Source organism: Buttiauxella sp., from assembly GCF_035271705.1.
Lineage (GTDB): Bacteria > Pseudomonadota > Gammaproteobacteria > Enterobacterales > Enterobacteriaceae > Buttiauxella.
Genome location: NZ_DATERI010000052.1, coordinates 1 through 18681, shown reverse-complemented (window position 1 = coordinate 18681; position 18681 = coordinate 1). Strand labels below are relative to the sequence as shown.

Sequence of the window (18681 nt, the reverse complement as noted above, 5' to 3'; positions counted from 1 at the left end):
TAGAAAAAAACAATATTTAAAACTGTTAACCCCTGTAACCATTATCGACAAAGAGTTTATTTTTATGGCGAGAAAAACAAAAATAGAAGCGTTAAAAACGCGCCAACATCTGATTGATGTCGCTATCACACTATTTGCTAAAAATGGCGTATCCACCACCACACTTAGCGATATCGCAGATGCAGCAGGATTGACCCGGGGCGCGATTTACTGGCACTTTGACAGTAAAATTTCATTATTTAATGAAATCTGGAATATCCAGCCATACATCCCGCAGGATATAAGAAGAAAAATTAAGTCGCAAAATCAGAATGATGAATTAGCTTTATTACGCGAAGTGATGATTGAAACTTTGAGATTCATTTCCACTGACCGCCGGCAACATGAATTATTACAAATTCTTTATCATAGCTGCGAATTCAATGGGGAAATGTATACAGAACAAGAAATAAGAGAACGGTATTGGTTTAATCGGGAAAGGGTAAAGAAATCGTTGCGTAGTTGTATTTCAAAAGGGCAAATCCCAGCGAATACGAATGTTGAATTGATGATTACTATTATGCACGGTTATTTTAGTGGCATCATAAAAAACTGGCTGTTGCAGCCGGAGAATCTCAATCTTTATGAACAGGCGCCTGACGTGGTGGATAATCTGTTAGTGATGTTAACAAATGCGGCATAGTTAAAGGGCAATGGTGTTAATCACTACCCTCCCATCACTACAAATCTTCGAACGTCCCGAGCCGATAACCGCGTTCTGCTATCGCGTATTTAAGCACTGCGGAAGTTAATACATCCAGTTCAGCCAGCCGTGGATAACAGTACTTGCTGGCAAGAATAGTGTTATCGATAAACGAAGGATGGCACATCACCTCTAACGACTTTTCACCTCGCCCCATAGATTTTTCCAGGGTGTCGAGGAACAACGATTCCGTTATTGCCTCACCATAAAAGCCGCTGTCAAAACCTTGGGTAGTTTTCACGTCATGTTGCTCAATCTCACCCGATTTTGCCGCATCGTAGTCAAAGCGCACTGGAATGCCTTTCGCCTTAGCGAAAGCTTCAACGATGGGATAGATCTGTGGGATCATATGCACATGGTGATGGCTGTCGATATGCGTTGGCGCGCGGCCAAATAATTCGACAAATCTCGCAAACTGGCACGCCAGTTCGTGTTCAATTTCTGCCAGTGGTAACGAGTTTTCTTCCGCGCGTTGCCAAATCCATTTCCCCAATTCACCCTGTTCATCTGTAAGCCCCGGCATAGCCGATAACGGGCGCCCTAGCGTCAGCACAAAGTGCATGCCAATCGCCAGTCCAGGATGTTGAATACTTAGCGCAACGGCATGTTCAATTCCCTGACCATTAACCATCGCAGTCGTCGACGTCACCACACCGTGGGTGAAGGCATCTATAATTCCGTAATTTTGCGCTTTGCAAAGCCCAAAATCGTCCGCGTTAACAATTAATAACTTATCCATTGTCGCCTCGGTCAACTGCCTTCCCTGATAAGGGAAGGCCTCAAAACCCGTCATATTTCAAGCTGCAGGTGCGTTGGCTACGCCTTCCTACATCTCGAATGATGTTGGGTATAATTATTTAAGTGCAGCGATTGCCTGCGCAAAGTTAGGTAGATGAGTTTCGTGCGCAAGCAGCATGTCGCGAGCAATTTTCTCAGCATCTTTATCAGAATGGATGAGTGGGCTCAAGTTCAGTGCCAGTAACACATCGTTAAAATTACCGCTCAATGCCGCTTCGCTTGCCGCAACCTCAAAACCTTTGATGGTGTAAATCAGGCCCAGCACTTTTTCGTCAAAATGCGTGATGCGCGAGCTCGGTGTTGCGCCATCACGACCGATAGTACAGGTCATTTCGACCGCCCAGTCAGCCGGAATATTATCAACATGACCGTGATGCGGCACGTTAACGTAATGCTCACTTTGCTTGTCGTTATAGATGTCGCTGATCACTTCGCAAGCCGCGTCAGAGTAATAAGCCCCGCCACGCAGTTCCAGCTCTTTTGGTTTGACATTCAAAGCCGGATCTTTGTACAGCTCGAACAGTTGCTTTTCCACTTTCTGGACGACAGTGGCTCGCGCGCCGCCTTTGTAGAACTCACCCATTTCGATAGCCAACATCTCTTTTTGCTTGAAGTAGTAGAGCAAATAAGAGCATGGCAGCAGGCGTAGGGAGCGAATCAGGCCTTCGCTAAAGGGCAGATCAAAGATGTTTTTCACAGAATTCGCGGTCAGCGTGCCGGACGCGACGCCATCGAGCAGTTCATCAAAGCGAGAAGTCCCGTTAACCAGCACATCTTTGATGAAAACCATGTGGTTTAGACCGAACAAGTCGATATTCAATTCATCTGTTGGCTCGAGCTTCAACACATCTTTAATGAACATTTTCATGCCCACTGGGATATTACATACACCGATGAATTTCTTGAAATCCGTATGGCGATAAACCGCTTCTGTCACCATGCCGGCCGGGTTGGTGAAGTTAATCACCCAGGCATCAGGGCAGATTTCTTTCACATCGTTAATAATGTCGAAAATCACTGGAATGGTACGCAGACCTTTAAACAAACCGCCTGCCCCGTTAGTTTCCTGGCCCAAATAGCCATAACTGAGTGGAATTCGTTCATCAAGTTCACGGGCTTTCAGTTGGCCCACCCGCAATTGGGTGGTGACGAAGTCGGCATTCACCAGCGCTTCACGACGATCGAGAGTTTTATACAGTGCAATTGGCACACCGGCGCGTTCAATCATGCGCAAGCAAAGATCAAAGATAATATCTTGTTTCTCTTTACCGGCCTCAACATCGACCAGCCATAACTCAGTAATCGGCAACTCTTCGTAACGTTTAATAAAACCTTCGAGTAATTCAGGGGTATAGCTACTACCACCACCGATTGTAACGACTTTCAATTTTTTACTCATAAGGACTCCGATAACTTACCCGTCACCTTTCAAAATAGCGAAGTGTTGATTGCATTTTGAAATCAGTTGGGAATATATAATATAGATAGACATATAAATGTATTATTGAAGATTATTGGCAACCCTCATTAATACATTCACAGAATGTTAATACTTATCAATTAATTCTGTATAACTGTTTACGGTAATGCTGTGGTGTAAATGACGTTAATTTTTTAAAGTTTTTAATAAACATACTGGCGCTGCTATAACCCGACTCAAAAGCGATATCGGTGACAGAAAAGTTGGTGATTTCCAGTTGTTTCTTGGCGAAATCAATTCTTATCTCATTAATAATTTGCATCGGTGTTTTGCTGTAATGGCGTTGTGTCGCGCGGGTTAGGTACTCTTGTGACTTACCAGACAACTCAACCATGTTCACTAATGCATTATCGCCAAACATGGATTTGCTATGCATCTGCTCAACCGCGTTTTTCAACCATCCAGGAATATCGCCCCCTGACTCAGATTCTCTATGATGGCGTAGACGATTCACTACGTAAAAAGTCACCATCTCAAGAAATTCATTAAACTCACCCTGACGAAAGTTTAATGATGCCGTCACAGATTCAATATATGTCAAAAATTCATTCTTAATTTGATAAACCTGTGAAGCAATAAAACAGGCTGGAAATAACGGTAAATAATGCTGCTCAAAAAAAGCTTTGCTGATACCGACATTCAGGATTCGCGTTGCACCAAAATCATAAAAACTTTGATGATAGGAGCCCAGTGGAATGAATACAAAGCTCCCTCTTTCTAGCAGTACCCGTTTACCGTTTATTTCCTGGTAGTAACGTCCTGTTAACACCACCGTGAACTCGTAATAATCATGTTGATGTAGCCCCGAGACACTTTCGACTTTATTGTGGATGAACATATGAAAATGTTGTCCATCAAAAAGTTGACTCTCACGTGCGGTATTGATTTCCATACTGATTACCGGTGGCTGCATTAGGTGCTCCAACTTATTTTATTTTTTCGTGTAGCTCAATAAGTTCTGTGACCAACTCACGCGCCAGCATAGAAGTCATCAGGTGATCCTGCGCATGAACCAGCACCAGGCTAACTTTGGTTTTACCTTCGCCCTGGTCACCTTCAATCAGTTTGGTTTGCACCAGGTGGGCTTCATTCAGTGCTTCACGAGACTGCCCCATCAACTCCCACGCTTTTTCAAAATCACCTGCTTTAGCCATTTTCAGTGCTGCATACGCAAGGCTGCGCGCCTGGCCGGAATTGATGATTAAACCCATGACGACTTCTTCAAGATCATTGGTATCGACTTCGTTATCTACTGCGTTATCTAAGTTAAACATCAAACTCTCTCCCGGTACTTTTAAAGTGGCTGGGGATAAACCCTTATCCCCAGCCCAAGATTTTCAGAATTTAAGATTAGAACTTCAAAGCGTTAGCAATATCTTCTTCACTTTCTTCTTCTTCAATAACCGACTGCGCTTTGTTCGACAGGATAACGAATGGCATGTAAACCATGGTCGCGACACCCAGGTTAAACAGCGCCACCAACAGAGCGGCGACACTACCGTTACTGTTAAAGAAGGCACCTAAGCCGGTCGGCATGGTCCACGGTGCCAGGTTGGTAACCGGTGGAATAATGCCAAGAGAGTAAGCGGCAAGCGTGATAGCGGCCAGAATCGGTTGAACCAGCACAAACGGGATAAACATAACCGGGTTCATGATGATTGGCAGACCGAACAGGATAGGTTCGTTAATCTGGAAGATGCCTGATGGCAGTGCCAGTTTCGCCACCTGACGGTGATCTGCACGGCGGGAAACCATGAAGATGGCGATAATCAGACCCAGTGTCGCACCAGAACCCCCCAACAGGATGTAGGAGTCGAGCATCGGTTTCGCCCAGAAGTGGAACTCTTTGCCAGCGTCAATCGCCGCCTGTACAGAGCCATACTGGTTATAGATAGCGATGTTTTCCAGCGCCCATGGCGTCATGATGCCGTTATCCAGCGCGGTCAGCGCCAGTGAACCATGCACACCGAAGAACCACAGCAGGGAGTTGAAAATCACATACGCCCAGCCCACCACCGCACCCATCGACGCCAGCGGCGTAGAGATGGAATCCATAATGATCTGGTGGAAGTTGCTACCGTGATTAGCAAGCAACCAGGAAATAATCCCGAAAATAGACAGGATAATAAAGCCTGGAATTAAGGCAGAGAAAGAACGCGATACCGAAGTCGGTACGCTATCTGGCAAAGTAATAACCCAATTGCGGCGGATAACAAACGTGAATAATTCCGCGACAACCAGACCAATAACAATACCGGAAATAATATTCTGCCCCCCTAACCAGTTAGCCCCTACCGCATACGCTTCACCTACGCTATAGGGAGTCACAGTCATAAATGCCGCAACGGATAATAAACCGGCTGCAAGAGGGTCAACTTTGCGTTCCTCAGCAAGCGCCATACCAATGAAAAAAGGCGCCATTAGCGACATAATACCCAATGTGCCGTTATACACATTGCCGCCAATGGCTTTTAACCCATTAAGGGTCTCAATGGTCGAGGGATCTAAGCGAATACCTAAGGAATAGAAAAAGGAACCGGCGCCAAAACTCAAAAAGACGTTATTGATTAAGACAAACATGGCCCCGGCAAGGGTCAATGGCATTAATTTGATGAAACCATTTTTAATTGCGTTGACGTGCGGTTGCTTCCCAATTTTCACTGCGAAAGGAAGCAATATCTTTTCAAGTGAATCAATGACTTTACTCATTTGGAATATCCTTTATTGCCGCAAGATTCTTGCGGCCAGGTTGTGTAAGGTCGTTCTTTGACGGAAAAATGAAACAAAATAAAAGTGATATACCCAAAATAATTCGAGTTGTGGGAAAGCGGCAAGCGCTTGAGTCCCCAGAAGCATAGAAAACTATGTGGCTGGGGCAAAGGCGAGCAGCCAACGCATCAACAACTTGAAGTATGACGGTATAAAATTAACTGTTTGCTGCTGCTTTCTTGATTGATGCGACGGCTGCTTTCAGCACGCCTAATCCATCAATTTTGCCGTACATTGCCGAATCAATAACTTCGACAGTTTTACCCGGTAATACTTTTTGAATTTCTGGAAGCATGTAAGCGATTTGCGGCCCAAGTAACACCAAATCTGCATCCTGGCCTTTTTCTGCTGCCAGGGTTTCAGGCCAGGCTTCAATAATAACCGGCACTTCATACTTCTCTGCTTGAGCCTTCATTTTTGATACAAGTAATGAAGTGGACATTCCAGCAGAACAAAATAGGTAGATACGTTTTTTAGTCAAAATAGTTTCCTCACGTTGCAATAGCCTGCATGTCGGATATCAACACAACCCACACCTGCAAAAGCGAATCATCAGTAAGTTACGATTGTTTCTGGTTGAAAGAAGTATACGGCAACAATCTGACGGGGAATAATTTGCAGGAGCCAAAAATTGTCTCTCCTTGACTATCCGTTTTGATACCCTTCACATTTTGGGTAAATAATTCGCGCAAAGAAAAAAGCCCAAACAGAGTTTGGGCTTTGCAAAACTATCACACCAGAAATCAGTCGTAGGCATTCAACGTGCGCTGGCAAAGGGCTGAGCGCACACAATCTTGTTTGCCAAATCGGACGATACCGACCATATCATCTTCTTCAAAACGTGCCAGTGCATCGCTCAAGCCGGACTGAACACCGCGTGGTAAATCACATTGCGTGATATCGCCATTGACGATCACCGTCACGTTTTCCCCAAGACGCGTTAAAAACATTTTCATTTGCGTGCTCGTGACATTCTGCGCCTCATCCAGAATAACCACTGCATTTTCGAAGGTGCGTCCGCGCATATAAGCGAAAGGCGCAATTTCTACTTTACCGATTTCGGGACGCAGACAGTACTGCATGAAAGACGAGCCTAAACGTCGCACCAGGATGTCATACACCGGGCGGAAGTAAGGCGCGAATTTTTCCGAAATATCCCCGGGTAAGAAGCCGAGATCTTCGTCAGCTTGCAGGACCGGGCGGGTAACAATTATCCTGTCGACATCCTTATGTATCAGGGCCTCAGCGGCTTTCGCCGCACTGATATACGTCTTGCCGCATCCAGCTTCGCCAGTGGCGAATATCAGCTGCTTTTTCTCGATGGCATTAAGATAGTGCTGTTGAGCCTCATTTCGCGCCGCTATTGGCGAATTATCACGGCAATCCCTGGCCATGCCGATAGATTCAACGCCGCTCATCTGCACAAGCGTGGTGACCGATTCCTCTTCACGTTGTTTGTGACTCCGTGAATCCCGTCTCAGCACACGTTTTGCTTCGCGACGAGCTTTGATCACTACTTTCTGTCTTCCCATGGATGGCACCTTACAGTTGGTTTCATTTCCCGCGTCACTTTCAGATACGCGATGATGCTGACTAACGGATGAGGTTTGGCTTCCTTTTAAGCCATAAACTGCCGGTTGAGAGGATGCACCAGTTAGACGAAATACGCCGCTTAGCGCATCGTTGACACCTTGAGTTGTTAAGGAATTCGGGATTTTAGCGGTAAAGACTGCGAAGCCGGAGGAGAGACCTCCGCGCTGGATGATGCGGGTAAGATGTTTGTTTAATCGTCCAGTACAGGACCCTACCATGCGCTGTCTCCATTGTGATTAACATTCACAGCCGGGAACTACCGCTCGTGTTTTAAGTACATCAAATTTTATCTAAATTGCAACACTTATTTTACTTTAATTAAACACTCGCGTTTCGTCACGCGCTAATCATGTTTATGCCATACAAATATTACACTTTTATATCAATGCTATAGTCATATAAAAATTGAATGAACAACAGACGGGCAAATTGTTAGAAAATTAAAAATTAGCAGCGGAAGGATGCGGCACGCGAGAGTGGAGCGGTGGTGAGAGTGGAGCGGTGGTGAGGCGGGTAAACGCAAGCGTCACCCGCCACCGTCAGGCTTAAGCTTCTAAAAGCCCCTGCCCTAAGTAATGTTGATTATCTTTAACGCCAGGCAGAACAAAGAAGTAACCCCCGCCAATTGGCTTCACATACTCCTCCAGCGCTTCGCCGTTAAGCCGTTGCTGCACTTGTAGAAAACCTTTCTCAAGGTCATGCTGGAAGCAGACAAACAACAATCCCATATCCAGTTGACCAGATTTGGAAACACCTAACGAATAGCTGTAACCCCGGCGCATCATCAGGTTTGACTGAGTTTCTTTGGTACGCGGGTTTGCCAGACGAATATGCGCATCCAGCGCAATCACATTGCCATCGGGGTCGGCGGCATAATCAGGTTCATCATGCTCATTCTTCATCCCCAGCGGCGCACCGCTGTGTTTATCGCGGCCAAAAATAGTTTGCTGCTCTTTCAGTGGCGTTCTGTCCCATGACTCAACGTGGAACTGAATGATGCGCACTGCCTTGTAGCTGCCACCCACCGCCCACGCGGGTTCCTGCTGATTGCCCGTCACCCAAACCACTTCATCCATCAGCGGCTGATTGCTGCTATCGGGATTGGCGGTTCCATCTTTAAAACCTAGCAAGTTGATGGGGGTTTCCTTGCCACGTGAACGCGCTGCGTGGTTGGAAATAAACCCTTCCCGCTTCCAGCGCACACTGAGCAAATCTGGCGTGTGTTTGATGATGTCCCGCAACGCGTGGATAACGGTATCCGCCGTATTCGCGCAAATCTGGATAAGCAAATCGCCATGACACAAGCTGGCATCCAACGAATCGTTGGGAAAACGCTCCATTTTTTGCAGCTTTGTCGGCTTCTGCCCTTTCAGGCCAAAGCGTTCGTCAAACAGCGCAGCCCCCGCTGACAGCGTGATAGTCAGGTTGTCAGGGTAAATTTCCGCACCGAGGATCCCGGAGTCCATTGGCGGCATCCGAGGATTAGGTGTATCCGGTGCCGGGCCGCCAGTGGTCAGGAAGCTGAAACGCGCAGTCAGCAATGTGAACAAGCGCTCGAGATCCGCTTTATCACTTGCCAGCACATCGAAAGCCACCAGCGTCATCGCCGCTTGCTGTGGCGTGAGTACTCCAGCCTGATGCACGCCGTAGAACGGTTGCTTCTCCATACGTGCGTCAGGCGGCAACGTACCCGGAGAAGTTTCTTGTTTTGCCGCATGCGCGACCGGGCAACCACCCGCAACGGCAAGGGCGCCACCCAGAGCACCCAAACCTTTCAGTAACCGACGGCGCCCCGGTTGGTGGTCGCCGTGTTTGCTATTTTCTTCCATCTAACTTGTCCATAAAACCTAGTCCAGACCCAGAACACCGCGCAGTTGAGACAAGTCCTCAGCCAATGCTGTTACCGGCCCTTTCAGAGCGTTACGGTCAGCATCAGTCAGTTTGTCATAAGTCTCAAAACCCTCTTTGGTGCGATATTTTGCCAGGATGGTATCGACTTTCTTGAAGTTGGCATCCACTTTCGCCAGCAACGGTGCGTTGTCTTTTGTCAGTAAAGGACGCAGCAAGTTTACGATTTTCTGTGAACCATCGACGTTGGCCTGGAAGTCCCACAGGTCGGTATGGCTGTAACGATCTTCTTCACCACTGATTTTGCTGGCTGCCACTTCTTCAATCAGCGCCGCTGCACCACCGACCACTTTACTTGGTGGGAAGGCGAGTTCAGCGATACGCGTTTGCAGATCCAGCACATCGGTATTCAATTGATCAGCATATTTTTCCATGCCTTTGGTGGAGTTATCACCAAACAGCGCTTTTTCCAGGCGGTGGAAACCGGTGAATTTCGGATCATTCGCTTTCTGCTCGTAATCATCTTCACGGGCATCAATGCTACCGTCCAGATCGGAGAACAGTTCCGCAATCGGTTCAATACGCTCGTAATACTGGCGGGTTGGCGCATACAGAGATTTGGCTTTTTCGATGTCGCCTGCTTTCACCGCGTCAGTAAAGGCTTTGGTGCCTTTAACCAGTTCGGCCACTTGCGCGGTGACATAGGCTTTGTATTCTGTAATGGGGCCAGTCAATGCGAGCAGATCGTTTTTCGGTGCAGCCTGGTCGCCCACGGCTTTAACGATAAGCTTGCCTTTCGGATTACTGAGCAGGCCGCACGTCATGTCGTATTCACCCGCTTGCAGGTTCGCCGTCATCTTCTGCGAGAAGCCTGGTGCGATGTTCTCACGCTCTTCGACAACCATCACCCCTTTGAGGATTTCCCACTCCAGCGCTTTCTGGCTGTTATTCTGAATAATGAACTGGGTTTTGCCAGCGTTAACCGTGATGTTCATCGGTTCGCACTGTTTATCGGTAACAGTGACTTTTACCTGAGGAACATCGGCGGCTTGTACCACGAAGGCTGAAGTGGCAAGCGCAAACAACGCACCATGCAGGGCTTTACGACGAAAATGTGTAGTCATGGCCAATCCCTTTAAAAAATGAGTATGTTGTCACTAAGCGGTGATTTCTCACCGCAAGATCATTAACGAACGTTATTTGTCGCCTGGCTACCCAGACGTGGGGGGATAAAGAACAACACCAGCGCGGGAACCAGGTAGATAAAGTACATCGCCACTTCGCTGACACTCGGCGCTTCCTGATAACCAAAAATGCCTTCAAGCAGCGTACCGGCCAGGGAATGCGTTGAAAGAACGTTACTCAGATCAAAAGCGATATCCTGGAAATGGTTCCACAGCCCCGCTTCGTGGAATGCGCGAACCGCACCCGCAGCAAGCCCTGCGGCTACCAGTAAAATAAACAAGCTGGTCCATTTGAAGAACACGGCCAGATTCATGCGCAGACCGCCCCAATACAGCAAGAAGCCCAAAACAATGGCGGTGCCCAGACCGAGCAATGCTCCGAGCGGCGGCATGATACCGACGTCCTGCTGGAATGCCGCCAGCAGAAAGAATACCGACTCTAGCCCTTCACGGGCGACGGCGAAGAACACCATCATAATCAGCGCCCAGCCATGGCTTCCTTTGCTATGTAATGCGTTGTCTACCGCCTGCTCTAACAGGACTTTGACGTTGCGCGACACTTTGCGCATCCAGAACACCATCCAGGTCAGGATAAAGACCGCGATAACCGCGACGATGCCTTCAAATAACTCCTGCTCTTTTTGCGGGAATTCACCGGTAGTTTCGTTAATGAAGATGCCCAGACCCAGGCAGAGTACAGCTGCTGCGACAACCCCAATCCACATGACACCAATCCATTGGCCACGCTGTGTGCGCTTAAGATAGCTGGCTATCAAGCTAACAATCAGCGCGGCTTCCAGGCCTTCGCGCAACATAATGAGAAACGGAACGAACATTCCTGACACTCCAACTGTGAACCCAGATCAAAAGACGTAAAGAAAGGTAAAACAAAAACGATTGTGATTATCATTACCACAAAAATAAACACAAGCGGATTGTTAAGATATTTATAAATAGTTGTATACCCGAGTAACTTCGAGATGCCGATAGACGGGTATAAAAAGGGCCGCATTTTAGCGGCCCTTTAGGGGTAATTTAGTTCAGCAATAACCTGTTATTCAGGCTGCAATTTGCTCGTGGGTGCGGTGTGATAAATCTCATCCGCCTGGGCAAAGCGCTTCTGCATTGAGGCACTTGGTGCTTTACCAAGCAAGCTAACAACTACAATACCGATGCTGCCGAAGATAAAGCCTGGGATGATTTCATACAGGCCTAACCAGCCGAACTGTTTCCAGACAATCACGGTCAATGCACCGATTACCATGCCCGCAAGCGCCCCATTACGCGTCATACGTGACCACAGTACCGAGAACAGCACTACCGGGCCAAACGCCGCACCGAAACCTGCCCAAGCGTAACTCACCAGGCCAAGTACGCGGTTTTCAGGGTTAGCCGCCAATGCGATAGCGATGAGCGCAACCAGCAGCACCATGAAACGCCCGACCCAGACCAGCTCTTTTTGCCCAGCATCTTTACGCAAGAAGGCTTTATACAAATCTTCAGTGATTGCGCTGGAGCACACCAGCAACTGGCAGCTCAGTGTCGACATTACCGCCGCCAAAATTGCTGATAACAAGATGCCTGCAATCCATGGGTTAAACAGCAGTTGCGCCAGTTCGATAAACACCCGCTCGCTGTTCTGGTTAATAGACCCGGCTAACGATGGGTTGTTGGTGAAGTAAGCAATACCGAAGAAGCCCACAGCACACGCACCCGCCAGGCACAGAATCATCCACGTCATACTGATGCGACGCGCTTTGACAATCGTGTGATGGGAATCTGCCGCCATGAATCGCGCCAGAATATGTGGCTGGCCAAAATAGCCCAGGCCCCAACCCATCAGCGAGATAATTGCGACGAAATTCAGGCCTTTCAACATATCGACGTTCTCAATGCTTTTTTGCTTGATAACCGCCATCGAATCGTCAAATCCACCCACCGCAATCACCACCATAATCGGCGTCAGGATCAGGGCGAAAATCATCAGACTGGCCTGCACGGTATCCGTCCAGCTTACCGCCAGGAACCCGCCAACGAAGGTATAAATGATGGTTGCCGCCGCACCCGCCCACAGCGCGGTTTCATAGCTCATGCCGAAGGTGCTTTCGAACAGACGAGCCCCCGCCACGATGCCCGATGCGCAATAGATGGTGAAGAACAGCAGGATAACTAACGCCGAAATGATGCGCAGGATGCGGCTTTTATCCTCAAATCGACCCGTGAAATAATCAGGCAAAGTCAGTGCGTTATTGTTCACTTCGGTGTGAACACGTAAACGCCCAGCGACCAGTTTCCAGTTAATGTAAGCGCCAACCGTCAAGCCGATGGCAATCCAGCTTTCCGAAATACCAGAAAGGAAGATGGCGCCAGGCAGCCCCATTAACAACCAGCCACTCATGTCGGATGCGCCAGCTGAAAGCGCCGTAACCACACTACCCAGGCTGCGACCGCCCAGAATGTAGTCATCAAAGTTTTTGGTTGAACGCCAGGCGATAAACCCAATCAATATCATGCCAAAGATATAGATGAGGAAGGTCACCAGCATTGGTGTACTCATGGTCATGCAAGTTCTCCAGATTATTCCCGGTTCTACCCGGTATTACCGTGCCGGAACGCAGCACAGTTTATTTATAGTAATTTCGGTTTGCGACCGTATCCTGCAGGAAGCAGTTTTAATTCACAAACGATTTAACACGTCATTCACAATAATTTCACCATACAAAAAATAGCTTTTCCCTGGAGGTTGCACTCGCTCACGCTTTTTACGGTTGCACCTGTAGAAAGTGTTAACTATGTCCATAAATCCCCCCTTCCTGCAAAGGATTAGCCAGACAACTTTCTTATTTATTATTTAACAATTCATTCTTTTTTCAGCTTGCTATACGGCTCACATTTAACAAGGTTGCACAAAGTTGCAACATGATAGATATTGCCGGATAACTTTTATCAACCCTAGATATTTACCCAATCTCATTTGAGTTGCAGCCAACACCTATGCAGCTCAAAGGATGACGGGTCAGGAGCACTAATGGCCACCACTACCATGGGCGTAAAACTGGACGACGCAACGCGCGATCGCATCAAAGAAGCCGCTTTACGCATTGACCGCACACCACACTGGCTGATTAAACAGGCGATTTTTAATTATCTGGAACGCCTCGAAAATAATGACGAATTGCCAGAGCTCCCTGCCCTGTTAGCGGGTGCAGCCAACGAAAGTGACGAAACGGCCTCCCACGTTGACGAAGCGCACCAGCCTTTCCTCGACTTTGCTGAACAAATTCTACCGCAATCAGTCACACGCGCGGCCATTACCGCCGCCTGGCGTCGTCCAGAAACCGATGCGGTACCAATGATTCTGGAGCAGGCGCGCCTGCCACAAGCTCTCACCGAGCCAACCCATAAACTGGCTTATCAACTGGCTGAAAAACTGCGCAACCAAAAGAGCGCAACAGGCCGGGCGGGCATGGTACAAGGTTTGCTGCAAGAGTTCTCGCTTTCCTCACAAGAAGGCGTGGCGCTGATGTGCCTGGCCGAAGCGTTACTGCGCATCCCAGATAAAGCAACGCGCGATGCACTCATCCGCGACAAAATCAGCAACGGTAACTGGCATTCGCATATTGGCCGCAGCCCGTCGCTTTTTGTGAACGCCGCCACCTGGGGTTTGCTATTTACTGGCCGTCTGGTCTCTACGCACAACGAAGCCAGCCTGTCCCATTCACTCAACCGTATTATCAGTAAGAGTGGCGAGCCGCTTATTCGCAAAGGTGTGGATATGGCGATGCGCTTAATGGGCGAGCAGTTTGTGACCGGCGAAACGATTGCCGAAGCGTTAGCCAACGCCCGCAAACTGGAAGAAAAAGGGTTCCGCTACTCCTACGATATGCTGGGCGAAGCCGCATTAACCGCCGCCGATGCGCAGGCATACATGGTTTCTTACCAGCAAGCGATTCACGCCATCGGGAAAGCCTCTAATGGCCGTGGCATTTATGAAGGCCCGGGCATCTCTATCAAGCTTTCAGCCCTGCATCCACGCTACAGCCGTGCGCAGTATGACCGCGTGATGGAAGAGTTATATCCGCGTTTGAAATTTCTCACCATGCTGGCTCGCCAGTATGACGTGGGGATTAACATTGATGCTGAAGAAGCTGATCGACTGGAGATCTCCCTCGATCTGCTGGAAAAACTCTGTTTCGAACCCGAACTGGCGGGTTGGAACGGCATCGGTTTCGTGATTCAGGCATACCAAAAACGCTGCCCGTTTGTCATTGATTACCTGGTTGATCTCGCGTCACGCAGCCGTCGCCGCCTGATGATTCGCCTGGTGAAAGGCGCATATTGGGACAGCGAAATCAAACGCGCACAAATGGATGGCCTGGAAGGTTATCCGGTTTATACGCGCAAGGTTTACACCGATATTTCCTATCTGGCCTGTGCGAAGAAACTGCTGGCTGTGCCAAACCTGATTTACCCGCAGTTTGCCACTCACAATGCCCACACGCTTGCGGCAATCTACAACCTGGCGGGGCAAAACTATTACCCTGGTCAGTATGAATTCCAGTGTCTGCACGGCATGGGTGAACCGCTTTACGATCAAGTGGTGGGCAAAATTGCCGATGGCAAATTGAACCGTCCTTGCCGTATTTACGCGCCAGTCGGCACGCATGAAACGCTGCTGGCCTACCTGGTGCGTCGCCTGCTGGAAAACGGCGCCAACACCTCCTTTGTTAACCGTATTGCTGACAACACGTTACCGCTCGACGAGTTAGTGGCCGACCCGGTTACCGCCATCGAAGCGATTGCGAGCAAAGAAGGCCAACTCGGTCTGCCACATCCCAAAATCCCATTACCAAAAGAGCTGTACGGAACGGGCCGCACCAACTCAAGCGGCTTAGATTTAGCCAACGAACATCGCCTGGCGTCACTCTCCTCCGCCCTGCTTAACAGCGCCGTTCAAAAATGGCAGGCGTTGCCGATTCTGGAAAATGCCGTTGCGTCAGGTGATTTGGTTGCTGTAAGGAACCCAGCAGAGCCGACAGACATCGTGGGCTTTACTCGCGAAGCCACTCCGGAAGAGGTGTCACAAGCGCTGGAAAGTGCGGTAAACAACGCGCCAATCTGGTTTGCCACACCACCACAAGAGCGTGCCGCAATTCTTGAACGTGCCGCCGTGATTATGGAAGGCCAGATGCAGCAATTGATTGGCACTCTGGTCCGTGAAGCCGGTAAAACCTTTAGCAACGCGATTGCTGAAGTGCGTGAAGCGGTGGATTTCCTGCACTATTACGCCGGTCAGGTGAGCGATGATTTCGATAACGAAACCCACCGCCCACTCGGCCCAGTGGTCTGTATCAGCCCGTGGAACTTCCCACTGGCTATCTTCACCGGCCAAATTGCCGCCGCCCTTGCCGCAGGTAACAGCGTGCTGGCAAAACCGGCTGAACAAACGCCACTGATAGCCGCACTGGGTGTTTCTATTCTGCTTGAAGCCGGTGTGCCTGCGGGGGTGTTGCAATTGCTACCAGGCCGTGGTGAAACGGTTGGTGCACAACTGACGGGTGATTCCCGAGTCCGTGGCGTGATGTTTACCGGTTCCACCGAAGTTGCCACACTGCTACAACGCAACATTGCTGACCGTCTTGATCCACAAGGCCGCCCAACCCCGCTGATTGCTGAGACTGGCGGTCTGAACGCGATGATCGTCGACTCTTCAGCGCTCACTGAACAAGTCGTTGTTGATGTGTTGGCCTCGGCGTTTGATAGCGCCGGACAGCGTTGTTCGGCACTTCGCGTGCTGTGTATTCAGGAAGATGTTGCCGAGCACACGCTGCAAATGCTGCGCGGGGCGATGGCAGAGTGCCGTATGGGTAACCCAGGCCGCCTGACGACTGACATCGGCCCGGTTATCGACGCCGAAGCCAAACAGAATATCGAGCAACACATCCAGACTTTGCGCAACAAAGGCCGCAAAGTGTTCCAGGCGATGCGTGATAACAATGTGGATGCCAAAGAGTGGCAGAGCGGGACTTTCGTCGCACCGACCCTGATTGAGCTCGAAAGCTTCGACGAGATGCAAAAAGAGGTGTTTGGCCCCGTGCTGCACGTGGTGCGTTACAACCGCAACAATCTGGACGCGTTGATTAACCAAATCAATGCCGCCGGATATGGCCTGACACTTGGCGTGCATACCCGTATTGATGAAACTATCGCTCAGGTGACCGGTTCCGCGCATGTCGGCAACATGTACGTTAACCGCAATATGGTGGGCGCAGTTGTGGGTGTGCAGCCATTCGGTGGCGAAGGTTTATCAGGGACTGGTCCGAAAGCCGGTGGCCCGCTGTATCTGTACCGCTTACTGGCGAACCGTCCGGACAATGCGTTGCAAACGACGTTAAATCGCCAGGATGCTGCATTACCCGTAGATACCACGCTGAAAGCCAGCTTACAGGAGTCTCATCAGGAACTGACGCAGTGGGCGACGGGCAAAGGTGAATTACAAGCCCAGTGCGAACGTTTCGCAACACTCGCACAAAGCGGCACGCTGCGCCAATTACCGGGGCCAACGGGCGAGCGCAACACTTACGCCTTAATGCCACGTGAACGCGTGTTGTGTATCGCCGATAATGAGCAAGATGCGCTGGTGCAACTGGCGGCAGTGACCAGTGTTGGCAGCCGTGCGCTGTGGGCCGATGACAAGCTACATCGTGAACTGGCCAAAACGCTTCCTGCTCGGGTGCAACAGCACATCGATTTTGCCAAAGAAGAGACGCTGCTCGGCCAGCTGTTTGATGCGGTGATTTACCACGGTGATTCCGACCAACTGCGTGCGCTGTGTGAAAAAGTCGCCGCCCGTGATGGCGCAATCGTGTCAGTGCAAGGCTTTGCGCGCGGTGAAACCAATCTGTTACTGGAGCGTTTGTATGTTGAACGCTCACTGAGCGTGAACACCGCAGCAGCCGGAGGGAACGCCAGTCTGATGACAATCGGCTAAGGTTGGTATTTATCGGGTGGATAGGCGATAAGTCTATCCACCCTGTTGCATTCTGCCGTATTTTACCAACAAGACTTAGCTCCCATTTTTTAAATAACCCCATCTATTATATCCTTCACATTATCATTAGTCACAAACCTATCAATACCATAAATAAATAGATTCAACACTTCTCTCAATACATTGCCGTTAGCAAAACATAGGGGTAATCTACGCCAAAAGACAAAGGAAGCTTAAAATGGAAAAATTACCGGAAAGATCATCAACCGCAACAACTAGACTATCCAAACAAAATGAAGTCAATATTGTGAAGGTGACCATAAGCCGCGAATGCAAATATATACTCACCATTGGCTTTGAAACCAATCACCCTGAGGCATTTTACAATGAGACATTGAATCTCTCTGTAGATTTTGGTCATGTATTTTTCTATATCACTAAGCGTGAGCCATTATCATCTTTTGATATTGTTGACACATTTTTCAGTTTCGGTCCTTTGGGATATGGGGAACGTGGGAAGATAACCAATGAATATAATGGAGAAAGACCTGGAGATACTACTTATCTAATAAAAGAAGTTTCACAGATGTTCAGATTACGTATATCTAAAAAACAAGCAGAAAAGATAAAAGCAAAGAGTACTCAATTTACTCATGAAGTTGATACAAAAAAAGTGTTTTTTAACGCATCCACAAATGACACTTGTGCAGAAACAGCCAGAGACATTTTATCTTCCTGTGGCGTTCCCACACCTGACGGACATGGTGCAGTTGTAGGTACCGGCAACCTGCTTGCCGACATGATCACTTATAACCTGTCAATGGTGAACCCCTATATGTGGTTTAAAAATTTCTGTGTTTTATATGGTTCACCTATTTTTTATTATGGGGTGTCCGGTCCCTGGCTTCTGGTTCCCGATCAGTTTGATCCTTTACCTGAAACAGACATACAAAAAATACACGGTGACGTGAGAAAATGATGAGAATATTGCTTTATGCTCTTCTATTAATGCCGCATGTTTTTGCTTATAGCGATGATAAAAGCAAACTAGATATCAGCCTAAATACTGATGAGTATCAATATGTTTTCTCACAAAATGACAAGAGCACCTTAATAAAGAGTGTTAATTTATGGATTGATATTATCGACAACAAGTCTCAAGTTATTGATGAAAAATCTGCTTTGTTTTTCGACCAACTAAGAAAAACATATCCGAAAAATAGCCCCGCAGATGGTATCTTCGCTTACAAGAAAACCCCCTGGGGAATGATACATT

15 protein-coding genes are annotated in these 18681 nt (G+C 48.5%); 4 read left to right on the top strand and 11 right to left on the bottom strand.

Features of this window, described 5'->3' with window-relative positions; translation table 11 throughout:
- Positions 1 to 64 precede the first annotated feature (64 nt).
- Entirely contained in the window at positions 65 to 682 is a 618-nt protein-coding gene (locus tag VJY99_RS04065) for a TetR family transcriptional regulator (RefSeq protein WP_324116558.1), read from the top strand.
- A gap of 37 nt (positions 683 to 719) precedes the next feature.
- Here the strand turns inward: VJY99_RS04065 and chbG are convergent, their stop codons facing one another.
- The 11 genes from chbG to putP all read right to left on the bottom strand — a co-directional run bounded on the left by chbG (position 720) and on the right by putP (position 12977).
- Positions 720 to 1481 (bottom strand): chitin disaccharide deacetylase, encoded by a 762-nt coding sequence (chbG, locus tag VJY99_RS04060; RefSeq protein WP_324116556.1) that lies wholly within the window; start codon positions 1479 to 1481, stop codon positions 720 to 722.
- Positions 1482 to 1595: 114 nt separating this feature from the next.
- Positions 1596 to 2939 carry a 6-phospho-beta-glucosidase gene (locus tag VJY99_RS04055; RefSeq protein WP_324116554.1) on the bottom strand — a complete coding sequence of 448 codons (1344 nt, stop codon included), beginning with the start codon at positions 2937 to 2939 and terminating at the stop codon, positions 1596 to 1598.
- A 157-nt stretch (positions 2940 to 3096) separates the two neighbouring features.
- Positions 3097 to 3933, bottom strand: coding sequence for a transcriptional regulator ChbR (gene chbR / locus VJY99_RS04050; RefSeq protein ID WP_324116552.1), 837 nt, complete (start codon positions 3931 to 3933; stop codon positions 3097 to 3099).
- A 13-nt stretch (positions 3934 to 3946) separates the two neighbouring features.
- On the bottom strand, positions 3947 to 4294 hold the full coding sequence (gene chbA, locus VJY99_RS04045) for a PTS N,N'-diacetylchitobiose transporter subunit IIA (protein ID WP_324116550.1): 348 nt from the start codon (positions 4292 to 4294) through the stop codon (positions 3947 to 3949).
- Between the two features lie 76 nt (positions 4295 to 4370).
- A complete protein-coding gene (gene chbC, locus VJY99_RS04040; RefSeq protein ID WP_324116548.1) occupies positions 4371 to 5729 on the bottom strand; it encodes a PTS N,N'-diacetylchitobiose transporter subunit IIC in 1359 nt (452 codons plus the stop codon).
- A gap of 217 nt (positions 5730 to 5946) precedes the next feature.
- Complete coding sequence (locus VJY99_RS04035; protein WP_324116547.1) at positions 5947 to 6270, bottom strand: PTS sugar transporter subunit IIB; 324 nt, start codon at positions 6268 to 6270, stop codon at positions 5947 to 5949.
- 262 nt (positions 6271 to 6532) lie between these two features.
- On the bottom strand, positions 6533 to 7321 hold the full coding sequence (gene phoH / locus VJY99_RS04030) for a phosphate starvation-inducible protein PhoH (RefSeq protein WP_324116545.1): 789 nt from the start codon (positions 7319 to 7321) through the stop codon (positions 6533 to 6535).
- 606 nt (positions 7322 to 7927) lie between these two features.
- Positions 7928 to 9211, bottom strand: coding sequence for an iron uptake transporter deferrochelatase/peroxidase subunit (gene efeB, locus VJY99_RS04025; protein ID WP_324116543.1), 1284 nt, complete (start codon positions 9209 to 9211; stop codon positions 7928 to 7930).
- Positions 9212 to 9229: 18 nt separating this feature from the next.
- On the bottom strand, positions 9230 to 10354 hold the full coding sequence (gene efeO / locus VJY99_RS04020; RefSeq protein ID WP_324116541.1) for an iron uptake system protein EfeO: 1125 nt from the start codon (positions 10352 to 10354) through the stop codon (positions 9230 to 9232).
- A gap of 62 nt (positions 10355 to 10416) precedes the next feature.
- Positions 10417 to 11250, bottom strand: a complete 834-nt coding sequence (gene efeU, locus VJY99_RS04015; RefSeq protein WP_324116539.1) for an iron uptake transporter permease EfeU — start codon at positions 11248 to 11250, stop codon at positions 10417 to 10419.
- A gap of 218 nt (positions 11251 to 11468) precedes the next feature.
- Positions 11469 to 12977, bottom strand: coding sequence for a sodium/proline symporter PutP (putP, locus tag VJY99_RS04010; RefSeq protein WP_324116537.1), 1509 nt, complete (start codon positions 12975 to 12977; stop codon positions 11469 to 11471).
- Between the two features lie 465 nt (positions 12978 to 13442).
- On the opposite strand from putP, the gene putA reads away from it, so the two are divergent.
- The 3 genes from putA to VJY99_RS03995 form a co-directional block, all read left to right on the top strand.
- Positions 13443 to 17405: a trifunctional transcriptional regulator/proline dehydrogenase/L-glutamate gamma-semialdehyde dehydrogenase gene (gene putA / locus VJY99_RS04005; RefSeq protein WP_324116535.1), complete on the top strand. Its 3963-nt coding sequence runs from the start codon at positions 13443 to 13445 to the stop codon at positions 17403 to 17405.
- Positions 17406 to 17643: 238 nt separating this feature from the next.
- A complete protein-coding gene (locus tag VJY99_RS04000; RefSeq protein ID WP_324116533.1) occupies positions 17644 to 18384 on the top strand; it encodes a hypothetical protein in 741 nt (246 codons plus the stop codon).
- A partial coding sequence (locus VJY99_RS03995) for a hypothetical protein (RefSeq protein ID WP_324116531.1) occupies positions 18381 to 18681 on the top strand: 301 nt, incomplete at its 3' end. The genes VJY99_RS04000 and VJY99_RS03995, both read left to right, overlap by 4 nt.